This window comes from Pseudoalteromonas sp., from assembly GCF_041613455.1.
Classification (GTDB): Bacteria; Pseudomonadota; Gammaproteobacteria; order Enterobacterales; family Alteromonadaceae; genus Pseudoalteromonas.
Window position 1 is genome coordinate 1 of record NZ_JBFJHD010000085.1, and the last position, 12224, is coordinate 12224.

Genomic DNA, 12224 nt, shown 5'->3' on the forward strand with positions numbered 1-12224 from the left:
AATTGTTTACGGCATTAAAGTAAATTAACAAAAACCCTTAAGTGTTCACTTAAGGGTTTTTTTATGCTCTAATCGAAAGTAAGGATAATTTTAAGGATGAAAAATGAACATAAATGCTACTTTTTTTGGTGAGTTGCTCGCAGTGTTGTTACTGCTATGCGTGCCGCTGTTTGCATGGCTAAGTTATCGTTTAGGAAAAAGGAAAACTACCACACCGGTGTTAGTAGCCATTATTGGTGGCGTGCTGGGTTTAATACCAATTTTTGCGCTTATATTTGTTGCCGTGCTTTGCTTGAAAAACGATTTAACTGTGCCTTCTGCCGATGTTTAATCAACTAAGCTATTTTGAGCAGTCGTTTAACAACCTCGCTGAGCTGTCACAGCGCGTCAGCGATGTTGAGTTTGAATTGTGCCAGTTTATTGACTGCGATTTTAGTCACGGCCACTTTAGCAATTGCCGTTTTATAGCATGCGAATTTATTAATTGTAATTTAACTGCGCTAAATTGGGGCTATAGTGCCCTTGAGCAGGTCAGTTTTGCACGCTGTAAGCTTAATAGTATTCAGTGGACCGAGGTGAATTGGCCGCAATTAGCCTAGACGGCAGCGGTCAGTTTTAATGATTGTCAGCTAAGTTATGGCTCATTTTATGAATTACAACTCAAAGCCCTCTCGATGACCGATTGTTTTGCAAAAGATGTTGATTTTAGCCACGCTAATTTAGCGCAAAGTGATTTTAGAGGTACTGACTTTAAAGAGAGCGTGTTTAATCAAACCAATCTCAGTCACAGTAACTTTGTTGGCGCTATGCGGTTTGATATAGATATAACAAATAATAATTTAAGTCGGGCTAAGTTTGAACGTTTTGCCGCGCTGAGCTTATTAAGCGGTCTTGATATTGACCTTGTAGATTAAGCCGTACTATTTACGGCTTAACTTACGGCTTAATTTTAACCACAGATTTATTGGCAAATTAGCAGCTAGGGCCGTTTTTATTGCGTGCGCTGGCAAGTGCGCGGGCAATCTCTAATAAGGCCGGGTTAACATCAGCGGCGCCTTCTTTAATAAGCTTGGTCACATCGCCCGATGAAAACAAGCTATCGCGCGATGATTTAATCCCTAAGCTACGCACATAATCTTTGGTCTTGCCGGTGCTACCGGTTTCAATAAACTTAAAAATGATGCGTTCGTTATCGTTTTTAGGTTCTGTTTGTAATACTTCAATCTCGTCTTTATATGCTTCGATTCTGCTTTGTAAAATTTCAATACGTTGTTCGATGCTGCTATATGATTTCATAGATAGGTTCTTTTGCTCATGGGGTAGTGGAATAATCGCGTTATTATCGCATAGTTTTAAAATAAATAATTATTTAGTATAAACACAGTGCGGCCAAGCCATTAACATACGTAGCGCAGCCTCATTGCTGCGCTATATAGTTGCTAAGCGCATTACTCCACTAGTTCAGTGACCACTAAGGGATTATTATGCAGTGTTTTATGCACGGGACATTTGTTGGCGATTTCAAGTAAGCGGGTACGTTGCTCGGGGGTTAAATCGCCCGTTAAGGTGATGTAACGCGTGATCGCTTCCACTTGTTCGGGTTGCTCAGGCGTCCCTTGATAGTCGCGCGTGTGATCCAGCTCCACTTTCACATGCTCCAGCGGCAGCTTTTTACGCGACGCATACATGCGCAGTGTCATCGCGGTGCAGGCACCCAGTGCCGCCAGTAAATGCTGGTACGGATCCGGGCCTAAATTACTGCCGCCCATAGCATGAGGTTCATCGGCAAGCCAGCTATGCTCTTTGGTACTGATATGTTGTGTAAATACATGGTCTTTTTCTTCTACCAAGACCATTCCATTGGTTAGTTGCGCGGTGTATTGACTGGTATCGTAGTCAACATAGCGATTAGCCCACGCGGCTATAATTTGTGCCGCGTAATCGGCGTCGTCTTTATTAGTTAATAAATGATTGGCGTTATCTAAACTAATAAAACTTTTCGGGTGTTTTGCCGCAGCGTAAATTTTTTCGGCTTCGCTTATATTCACCGTTTCATCCATCGGTGAGTGCATTACCAGTAACGCGCGCTTTAATTTGCTGATATGGCTTTTATCGTATTTGGCTATGTCGTCTACAAATTGTTTTTTAATGGTAAATTCACGACCGGCTAAACACACTTTAGCCTCACCCGCGCTGTTTATTTCATCTAAATGGGCTTGAAAGTTATGCGTAACATGCTGTGCATCCGATGGCGCACCTATGGTGGCAATAGCTGATACTTCGGGGATTTTATCGGCTGCAGCGAGGACCGCCGCACCACCTAAACTGTGACCAATTAACAGTTGTGGCGCCGCAAATTCGGCGCGTAAATGATCGGCAGCCGCGATTAAATCTTGAATATTTGAGGAAAAATTACTATTAGCAAAGTCACCATCGCTATTGCCTAAGCCGGTAAAATCAAAGCGCAGTACCGCAATACCTTGCTGTGTTAATGCACGACTAATACGGGTGGCTGCGGCTATATCTTTGCCACAGGTAAAACAATGGGCAAAGAGGGCGTAAAACTTAATTTCGCCAGCGGGTAGTTCGAGTTGCCCAGCCAGTGTTAACTCGCCGCTGTTAAAAGATACTTTTTGTCGCATGGAACGCCTTACTTATAGTTAAATAATATGACTAGCATAGCTCAGAGATAGGGATCATAACGCATAGATTCAATCATTAATGGTACGCTGAGCAACAGTAAATACAGTATTACAATAAATTAACAGCGGACATATGTCCTTATAAATTTTGGGCTATTTCTCTATCCTCGCAAAGCGCTATACTGTGAGCTAAATTACTATAGCTTAAAATAACCTACTCACTGGAATGTACCATGCAATTACCTACTGTTGATTATAAAGCGGACAATGCAGCTGCTCAATTTGTTGAATCGTTAAGAAATACTGGCTTTGGTGTGTTAAAAAATCACCCCATCCCGCAATCTTTAGTTGAGTCTATTTACAGCAAGTGGCAAGCGTTTTTTAATTCTGAGCAAAAGCATGACTACTTATTTTCTAAAGACACGCAAGACGGTTACTTTCCGCCTTCAGTCTCTGAAGTAGCGAAAGGTAATACCGTAAAAGATATTAAAGAATATTTTCATGTTTACCCTAATGGCCGCGTACCTGCCGAGCTTGAAGCCGATGTACGCGAGTATTATCGTTTAGCTACAGAGTTTGCTGCCACCTTATTGAGCTGGGTACAAGCAGAGGCACCTGCCGAGGTGCGCGCTAAGTTTTCGATTGACTTAAAAGACATGATTGCTAACTCTGAGCAAACATTACTGCGCATTTTACATTACCCACCAATGACAGGTGACGAAGAGCCGGGTGCTATTCGCGCTGCTGCGCATGGCGATATTAACCTGCTAACTGTATTACCAGCATCAAATGAGCCTGGCTTACAAGTTAAAGATACCGCCGGTGGCTGGTTAGATGTACCGTCTGACTTTGGTAGCTTAATTATTAATATTGGCGACATGTTACAAGAAGCGTCGGGTGGTTATTTTCCATCGACCATTCACCGTGTAATTAACCCAACCGGTAAAGCGTCAACGAAATCACGCATTTCGTTGCCGTTGTTTTTACACCCGCGTCCTGATGTTGTGCTCTCTGAGCGTTATACCGCAGATAGCTACTTACAAGAGCGATTACGTGAGCTAGGTGTTAAGTAACCTTGTAGTTATTAAATAACCTATGAATCAAAAGCGGCTGTTAGCCGCTTTTGTTGTTTTTAAAGGGCGTTAATTTTGCGGGTATGTTTGCTTCATAATTAACACCGACTCGCTAATTATTTGCTGCAGTACGTTTAAGTCAACATTGGCAAGCTGAGTAATATACAAGCAACTCTTGCCTAGGCTATGCTTGCCTAATTGGCTTAGTAGCGTGGCTATTTTGGGGTGTTCAAATCCGGGCATAATATAAATAGACAGCTTCGCTTTACGCGGTGAAAAACCGGTCAGTGGCCACTCATCACTATTGCCGGCATGATGTTTATAGCGGTAGCTGCCAAAGCCAATAATATCTTTCCCCCAAACCACGGCCTCTTCTTTAGTCGCTTTGCTAAATAAAGTCAGTAGCGTCTGCGCGTCGTGTTTGCGCTTTTCATCTAGGTTATTAAAACACTCAGCGAGGGTGATTTGGTGTGCCTGCGTTTTTAAGCTCATGGGTAAGCCTATAAGAGTAATTCGCGATATTTAATAGTAGCAAATAAAATTGATAAATAGGGGCAGGTGAATATTTTCATGCAATATTGCAGGTTATAGGTATAATGCGCGCAACTGGCTATGTTAGCCTTATTTAAAAGAGAGTTTATATGAGTTTTGAAGGTTTAGGTTTATCACAGTCTTTGGTTAATGCAGTTTTAGAAAAGGGCTATGAAACGCCAACACCCATTCAGGCTCAAGCAATACCGGCAATTATTGAGCGCCGTGATGTAATGGCCGCCGCGCAAACTGGTACCGGTAAAACCGCAGGCTTCACTTTACCACTGATTGAGCGTTTATCGAGCGGAGCAAAAGCGAAAAGTAATCACATTCGCGCGCTAATTTTAACACCGACCCGTGAGCTGGCATTACAAGTAAGCGAAAATGTAGAAGAATACGCAAAGCATTCAGATGTGAGTTCGTTTGTGGTTTACGGTGGCGTTAAAATTAATCCACAAATGCAGCGGCTACGTAAAGGCGTTGATATTTTAGTGGCCACGCCGGGTCGTTTAATCGACTTACATAATCAAAACGCGGTTAAGTTTGACAGCGTTGAAGTCCTGGTGCTTGATGAAGCTGACCGCATGCTCGACATGGGCTTTATTCACGATATTAAACGGCTGATTGCGAAAATGCCGGCAAAGCGTCAAAACCTGATGTTTTCTGCGACCTTTTCCGATGATATTCGCGCCTTAGCAAAAGGCTTAATTAATGATCCGGTTGAAATTTCTGTAGCGGCAAAAAATACCACGGCTAAAAGCGTGACCCAATGTGTTTATGCGGTAGATAAACCGCGTAAAACGGCGCTATTAAGCCACTTAATTCGCAGTAACGATTGGCAGCAAGTGTTAGTATTTAGTCGTACCAAGCACGGCGCTAACCGCTTGGTAAAACAACTTGAGCGCGACGACATAGTGGGCGCGGCGATTCATGGTAATAAATCACAAGGCGCTCGCGTTAAAGCATTAGATGGCTTTAAAAGTGGTGAGGTTCGTGTATTAGTGGCCACCGATATTGTGGCGCGTGGTTTAGATATTGTAGAACTACCTCACGTTGTTAACTACGACTTACCTAACGTATATGAAGATTACGTGCACCGTATTGGTCGTACTGGCCGTGCGGGCGCCTCGGGACATGCCATTTCGTTTGTTACCACGGAAGATGCCGAGGACTTATACGGCATTGAACGCTTTATTGGTGAGCTTATTCCTCGTGCTGAAGAAGCTGGGTTTGAGCCCAATAACCCCGTGCCTGAGCGTGATTTAGATGCACGTCCGGTAAAAACTAAAAAGCCAAAGAAAAAGCAGCCGTTTAATAAACCCAAATCAGACAGCAGTAAGCCAAATAGCAAAAAGCCGAACAATGGCGGCAATGGTACCGGTGCACGCCGTGGTGGCTCTAAAAAGCCAGCCGCTAAAACAGACGATAAAGCACAAAGCCCATGGGCTAAACGCGAATCTGTGGGAGGCAATAGCCAACGCCGTCGCCGCACTCCACATAACGACTAACGCTAGTATTTATAGCGGGGCGGTGAGTTAAACGCCACGAAAAAACGCGCTTCCTTCATTTTAGTAAATAGAAGGAGTGCGTTTTTTATTACCTGTAATTTGCACTTGCCGCATTAGCTAGCTAATCAACTGCTCAGTTTGGTTTATTTGCAACTGAAATGCATCACCTCGGTATCTATTCCAACGTGTTGTTTTATTACAAACTGCACGCAAACTTTGCTCTAGTTAATAAAGCATGGCATGGTACTGCTGCTTTGGTATTTTTTACGATTTAATTATATCGCCACTGATCACACCCATCATAAAAATCCACTGTATAAGTAACTAAAAACAGTTACATTTGGCTAGGTAAGCAAATACGGTTACAGTTAATTAAGTAACCAATCTAGGCTACTTAATGCATAATTTTAAGGTTCACTCTTTTATGCTGCCAACGTTAATTGTGCCACTTGCCTTAATCCTGTTAGGAAAATAAATGACTTTACATAACGAACCTGAAAACAGTAAACCGCGTGTAGGTATTTTTGTTGATGTACAAAATATTTATTACACCTGCCGTGAAAGCTACGGTAAAAATTTTGATTACAATGCATTTTGGGCGCAAATGAAACAGCAATACACGATTGAGTGTGCGTTTGCGTATGCGATTCACCGTGGCGACGAAAAACAAAACCAGTTTCAAAATATTTTGCGTGCCATTGGTTTTGACGTAAAGCTAAAGCCATTTATTCAACGTCGCGATGGCAGCGCTAAGGGTGATTGGGATGTGGGTATTACCATTGATATGCTAGAGCAAGGAAAAACACTCGACAAAGTTATTTTGCTCTCTGGTGATGGCGATTTTGCATTACTACTTGGCCATTTAAAAAGCCACTATAATGTACCGTGTGATGTATACGGTGCCGATAGACTCACCGCCGAAGCGCTCAAGCAAAGTGCCGCACAGTTTCATTTAATTGACGATAGCTTATTGATGTAAAAGGCAACATGAGAGATTTTAATGCAGCGCTAATTCATGCGGTTATCAATTGGGTTTGAACAGTGGTTATGGTAATTTTAAGGCATTATCTGCTGTTAAGGATTTAAATGCTTCATTACAGTCATATGCCATTAGACAGGGGCGCTAATTTTCGCAGCGACCCCACATGGCTTAAAGCGCGTATGTCGGCGCAAAGTAAATGGGTGTTAGTAAAAAACAATCAAACGTTATTTATTAAAGACACAACTAAAGTGAGTTACTTAACCTATCAACAAGTTGCTCATTTAGACTTAAGTAATGCAATATTTGTGGGCTTAAATAATGCCAAGCATGGGGTATTTGTGCTGGATGTATCTGAGCTTGATGAAAGCATAGTGACACCGTTAATTGCCGGTGCACAGTTTGTTGATATTCGCCAATATGGCCCTCAGGTCACCATTAAATATGCCTCAATTGCGGCACTGGCACGAGGTTTATGCTATTGGCATGCAAATAATCGCTTTTGTGGCCGCTGTGGCAGTAAAAACCATTTAGTTGAAGCAGGGCACTCACGGCTGTGCGAAAACCCAAGCTGTAAACAGGCCACCTTTCCGCGCACTGATCCTGCAGTAATTATGGTGGTCACCAAAGTATTTGCCGATGGTGTAGAGCGCTGCTTGTTAGGTAGGCAAGCTACGTGGGCGCCTGGTCTCTATTCGTCATTGGCGGGTTTTGTTGATCCTGGTGAAACATTAGAGCAAGCTGTTGCCCGCGAGGTAAAAGAAGAAGCCGGCATTGAAGTGGATAATATACGTTATGTTGCATCTCAACCGTGGCCGTTTCCCGCCTCAATCATGCTGGGCTTTTTTGCGCATGCAGTGACAGAGGATATCCACGTTGATAAACATGAATTAGACGATGCCAAGTGGTTTAGCCGTGAACAACTCCGCCAGTTTGGTAATTGGCATGATGCCGGCGAGCACTTTAAACTACCCAGAACAGACTCTATCTCGCGCTACTTAATAGAATGCTGGTTAAATAAAAAGGATTAAGCATGTCGAACAATAACAACAAGCACACGCAACTTGTCACATCAGGGCGAAAAAAAGCCTATACCCACGGGGTAGTGAACCCGGTGGTGCAACGTGCTTCAACCATAGTATTTGACTCGGTGGCACAGCTAAATGAAGCCGCAAAAACCCGCGGTGATAAAACGCTATTTTATGGCCGTAGAGGCACCACCACCCACTTTGCGTTGCAAGAGGCTATTACCGAGCTTGAGGGGGGCGAGGGGTGCGCACTGTATCCTTGTGGTGCGGCGGCGATCAGCCAAACCATGCTGTCGTTTTTAAAAGCGGGCGACCATGTTCTCATGGTGGATAATGTGTACGAACCGACGCGTGACTTCTGCGATAAAATTTTAACCGGTTTGGGGATTAGTACGACGTATTACCCACCAACAGTAGGGGCGGGTATTGAAGATTATATTCAAGCAAATACCAAGTTACTCTTTTTAGAGTCGCCGGGGTCGATTACTATGGAAATTCAAGATGTGCCGGCCATGGTAAAAGTTGCGCAGCAGCATGCGTTGTTAACGATTTTGGATAATACCTACGGCAATGGCCTGCATTACCGCCCACTTGAGCATGGTGTTGATATAAGTATTCAGGCCGCGACTAAATATATTGTAGGCCATTCGGATGTGATGATGGGGGTGGCGGTGGCCAATAAAAAATACTGGCCGACTCTGCGCGAAAACTCCTATTTACTTGGTCAATGCACCAGTGCCGACGATGCGTATTTAGCGCTTCGCGGCCTTCGCACTATGGCAGTGCGCTTGCAGCAACACGAAAAGGCGGCCATTACAGTGGCCCGTTGGCTGCAGCAACATGAACTAGTGGATCATATTCGTCATCCTGCGTTTGCAAGCTGCCCGGGACATGAGTTTTTTAAACGTGACTTTGATGGCAGTAATGGCTTGTTTTCTTTTGTAATGAAAGCCGGTAATCAGCAAGCCATTAATGCATTTTTAGATAGTTTAAGCTATTTTAAAATGGGCTTTTCTTGGGGTGGCTTTGAAAGTTTAGTCACCGCTAATTTGACAATGAAGGGGCTACGCTCGCAAACGGGCTGGCAGTTAGGTCCGGTGATTCGATTGCATATTGGCTTAGAAGATGTCGATGATTTAATCCAAGACTTAAGCCAAGCGCTTGAGGTGTATCAACAGCATTTATCATAGCGATTAAGTTAACGTTAGCGTATTTAGGCTGTTACAGTTACATCTCTTGTTACAAAGCTCACGATTGGTGAGCTTTTTTTTGCTGGTAATTCAGCGTGTTTACACTTAGGGTAAATAATTTAATTGCACAACGTCATAAAGGAGAGCGAATGGCAACATCATCACCAATAAATATAGGGCGACTCAGCCATATAGCGGGGTTTGAACTGGTGCGCATGTTTTTAACCAAGCGCGGGTTAATTGCATTGGCTGCATTTGCGCTGGTGTGGCTAATAATATTGCGCTATCCCATAGGGCAAGCGGTCAGCTTAATTGCCGCAGAGGAATTTGCACAAATTGCAAATGATATTTTTGGTGCTATTGGCTTGAGTAAGTTGCTGGATTGGCCTGAAGCCGAATTCGCCATGTATTGGTTAATTGCGCTGTATAGTTTTCCTGTTTTTGCGGTGTTTATTTGTAGCGATCAAACCGTTGGCGATAGAGAGCGGGGCACACTGCGGTTTTTGTCACTGCGCGCCACGCGTTTAGAAATACTGTTGGGTCGCTATATCGGTCAATTGGCAGTAGTCGCGTGTTTAGCCGCGATCACCTTAGTGGCAACCTTAGCGGTGTTAGGTTTTAGAGAGCCCAGCTTACTGGCTGGTGGCGTGTCTCGTGCTCTGGCTATATTTTTAATACTCGTGGTTACATTAAGTCCTTTTGTCGCGCTTATGAGCTTAGTTAATACCTTTGCCCGCTCGTCGCGGTTAGCAATTGTATTCGCCATTTTATACTTTACCGCAGGCGGTATTATTGTCGGTCTACTGCAGTGGCAAATCCCGGCACTGAGGGTGCTGGACTATCTATTTCCAGGCATGCAAATAGCCGATTTAGCTGGGCAAAATGCCCCCGCGTGGCGAGCTTATGGCGTACCGCTATTGCAAACCGTGGCGTTTTTAGTTGTGGCTCAGCGCATTTTTACAAGGAGTTCATTATGAAACCTTTAATTACCGCCAGTGGCTTAACTAAATCCTATGGCGCAAAGCGGGCATTAGATAATGTTAGCTTTGAAATTAACGCCGGTGCGCCGGTGGCGTTGGTTGGCCCTAATGGGGCGGGTAAAACCACTTTATTTAGTGTGTTATGTGGTTATATTGCCCCGACCAAAGGGCAGATAGAAATTTTAGGACAGTCGCCCGGCAGCGCCCAACTATTTAATAAAGTCAGTGCATTACCGCAGGATGCCCAGCTTGATCCTCGTTTTAATATAGATCAGCAACTTGCCTTTTATGCCAAGCTACAGGGCATGAGCAGTAAACGCAGTCAAACAGAAGCATTGCGAGTTTTAGAGTTAGTGGGCTTGTCTGATGTGGCAAAACACCGCGCCGGTGACCTGTCGCATGGCATGCGTAAACGGGTAACCATAGCGCAAGCGCTGATTGGTGCACCGCAAATTGTGCTATTGGATGAAGCAACCGCGGGGCTTGATCCGATTCATGCCCGCGAAGTACGTGAGCTAGTATCGCAGTTATCTGAGCACGCCACCTTTATTTTAAGTTCGCATGACCTTAGTGAATTGGAGCGACTGTGCTCGCAGGTACTGTATTTAGATAATGGCGTGCTCAGTGAACATCAAACTAAACAACATAGCGCAGCGACTCGCTATTATACGTTAATGCTCACTGAAAATTATCAACATGTGGCAGAGCAACTACAATCATTGAGTGCGGTAACGCGTGTGTATATGAGTCAGCACAAAGAGTATGTGATTGAGTACCAGCCAACGGATGAACCGCTTGATATTGCGTTACTGAATTTTTGTCATCAGCAAAACTGGCAATACAGGCAATTGGTTAACGGGCACACCTTAGAGAATCAACTATTTAAACAGGAGACATGATAATGGGATTATTCAGTGGATTAATGGGCAATGCGAGTGAAGTCGATGATGCCGATTTAGAAAAAGTGTTATTAAATACTCTCATTGAAGGCGAGCAAGTAGAAAAAGCGTATAAAGTAATTCGTGATATGTTTATTTTCACTAATAAACGCTTGATACTCATTGATAAACAAGGCGTTACCGGCTCTAAAATGGAGATGATCAGTATCGCTTATGCAAAAATAACCAAGTTTAGTAAAGAAAGTGCGGGGCACTTTGATCTCGATGCTGAGCTAAAAATATGGGTAGGCTCAGATCCTACGCCGATAAGTAAAGACTTTAAGTCGGGCGATAACATTAACGATGTGTATCGCATTATAAGCCAATATGCGCTGTAGTCGCTTAGTTAAGTTGAAGTGATTGTTAGCTTAATGTTGCAATTACTTTAACTTTACACATCCCTACATTTCATTACAATTAACCTAATAAATACAACTGCTTAGTTAAGTTTTCATTCAGTTTGCCAGCGTTAGCATGTGACCCAACTTCAGCAATTAAGCTAAAGCAAAAAAGTAATATTAATAAGGGTTTATCAAATGAAAAAGTTAGCAGTTATTATCTCAAGCATTTTATTATCTAGCGCTGCGACTGCTGCAGACAGCTACCAATCAATTAGTAACTTAGGCTTTCAGCACGAAGCTAGCAGCAATAACAATACTGTTGCAGTTGATTCGATTTATTACTTAGCGCCAAAAAACACCTTAGGCCCGTACGATCAGTTTGAATACATTAATAAGCAAAGCAATGTATATGGTGGCTATGCTGACGATGATTTTGGCGATGTAACGGCGATTGGTGGTGAATATTTTATTGAAAACTTTATGCTGGGTGCTTCATATAGCAACCTAGATAGCGGTTCACACCGTGAGTTTTACACCCTATCAGGTGGTTACTTTTTTAACCCTAACTTACTGGCAAAAGTAACCTTAGTAGAAAATAAAGACGGTGAAGATTTTGCGTTATTTGACTTAGCGTATAACCACATGCTTAACAGCACCGATTACGTGGGTGTAACATTAACGGCCGACGACGACTTTGATTACCGCGCCGTGGCAGCAAAATACTTTATCGATTTATCGCAGGGTAACTACCTGACCTTTGAAGGTAAATATGAAAGCATTGATGACGCGCCAAATCAGTGGCAATTAGAAACAAATTACTACTTTACGAAAGCCACATCGGTATTTGCTAACTACAATAAGCAAGACAATTACAGCTTTGGTGCACAGCATTTTATTAATAAAAATGTAGGTATTAAAGTAGGTTACGGTAATAACGCTGATGACTCAGGTAACGATGCTTATTTTGCTAACATGCGTTTTCAGTTTTAATTATCCGAAGCTCAGGTTAATTAA

The 12224-nt window shown here is 43.2% G+C and carries 13 protein-coding genes and 1 pseudogene; 11 read left to right on the forward strand and 3 right to left on the reverse strand.

Annotated features, from left to right (window positions below):
- Positions 1-103 precede the first annotated feature (103 nt).
- Positions 104-331 (forward strand): hypothetical protein, encoded by a 228-nt coding sequence (locus ABYB02_RS09530; RefSeq protein WP_372762237.1) that lies wholly within the window; start codon positions 104-106, stop codon positions 329-331.
- A pseudogene (locus ABYB02_RS09535) lies at positions 324-914 on the forward strand (pentapeptide repeat-containing protein). The gene ABYB02_RS09530 and the pseudogene ABYB02_RS09535 overlap by 8 nt, the downstream one beginning before the upstream one ends.
- A 58-nt stretch (positions 915-972) precedes the next feature.
- On the opposite strand, the gene ABYB02_RS09540 reads toward ABYB02_RS09535, so the two are convergent.
- Positions 973-1296: a hypothetical protein gene (locus tag ABYB02_RS09540; RefSeq protein WP_372762238.1), complete on the reverse strand. Its 324-nt coding sequence runs from the start codon at positions 1294-1296 to the stop codon at positions 973-975.
- A gap of 152 nt (positions 1297-1448) precedes the next feature.
- Complete coding sequence (locus tag ABYB02_RS09545) at positions 1449-2642, reverse strand: alpha/beta fold hydrolase (RefSeq protein ID WP_372762239.1); 1194 nt, start codon at positions 2640-2642, stop codon at positions 1449-1451.
- 233 nt (positions 2643-2875) lie between these two features.
- Here ABYB02_RS09545 and ABYB02_RS09550 point away from each other — a divergent pair, with 233 nt between their 5' ends.
- Positions 2876-3715 carry an isopenicillin N synthase family dioxygenase gene (locus ABYB02_RS09550; protein WP_372762240.1) on the forward strand — a complete coding sequence of 280 codons (840 nt, stop codon included), beginning with the start codon at positions 2876-2878 and terminating at the stop codon, positions 3713-3715.
- Positions 3716-3784: 69 nt separating this feature from the next.
- Here ABYB02_RS09550 and ABYB02_RS09555 read toward each other — a convergent pair whose 3' ends face one another.
- Positions 3785-4207: a DUF1801 domain-containing protein gene (locus ABYB02_RS09555; RefSeq protein ID WP_372762241.1), complete on the reverse strand. Its 423-nt coding sequence runs from the start codon at positions 4205-4207 to the stop codon at positions 3785-3787.
- A gap of 149 nt (positions 4208-4356) precedes the next feature.
- On the opposite strand from ABYB02_RS09555, the gene ABYB02_RS09560 reads away from it, so the two are divergent.
- The 8 genes from ABYB02_RS09560 (at position 4357) to ABYB02_RS09595 (ending at position 12200) form a co-directional block, all read left to right on the forward strand.
- On the forward strand, positions 4357-5754 hold the full coding sequence (locus ABYB02_RS09560; protein ID WP_372762242.1) for a DEAD/DEAH box helicase: 1398 nt from the start codon (positions 4357-4359) through the stop codon (positions 5752-5754).
- A gap of 475 nt (positions 5755-6229) precedes the next feature.
- A complete protein-coding gene (locus ABYB02_RS09565) occupies positions 6230-6733 on the forward strand; it encodes an NYN domain-containing protein (protein WP_372762243.1) in 504 nt (167 codons plus the stop codon).
- 107 nt (positions 6734-6840) lie between these two features.
- A complete protein-coding gene (gene nudC, locus ABYB02_RS09570) occupies positions 6841-7764 on the forward strand; it encodes an NAD(+) diphosphatase (protein WP_372762244.1) in 924 nt (307 codons plus the stop codon).
- 2 nt (positions 7765-7766) lie between these two features.
- Complete coding sequence (locus tag ABYB02_RS09575; RefSeq protein ID WP_372762245.1) at positions 7767-8951, forward strand: cystathionine beta-lyase; 1185 nt, start codon at positions 7767-7769, stop codon at positions 8949-8951.
- Positions 8952-9100: 149 nt separating this feature from the next.
- Entirely contained in the window at positions 9101-9928 is an 828-nt protein-coding gene (locus ABYB02_RS09580; RefSeq protein WP_372762246.1) for an ABC transporter permease subunit, read from the forward strand.
- Positions 9925-10830 carry an ABC transporter ATP-binding protein gene (locus ABYB02_RS09585; RefSeq protein WP_372762247.1) on the forward strand — a complete coding sequence of 302 codons (906 nt, stop codon included), beginning with the start codon at positions 9925-9927 and terminating at the stop codon, positions 10828-10830. Before ABYB02_RS09580 ends, ABYB02_RS09585 begins: the two co-directional genes overlap by 4 nt.
- A gap of 2 nt (positions 10831-10832) precedes the next feature.
- Positions 10833-11207, forward strand: coding sequence for a PH domain-containing protein (locus tag ABYB02_RS09590; RefSeq protein WP_372762248.1), 375 nt, complete (start codon positions 10833-10835; stop codon positions 11205-11207).
- A gap of 198 nt (positions 11208-11405) precedes the next feature.
- Entirely contained in the window at positions 11406-12200 is a 795-nt protein-coding gene (locus ABYB02_RS09595; RefSeq protein ID WP_372762249.1) for a putative porin, read from the forward strand.
- Positions 12201-12224: the final 24 nt, after the last annotated feature.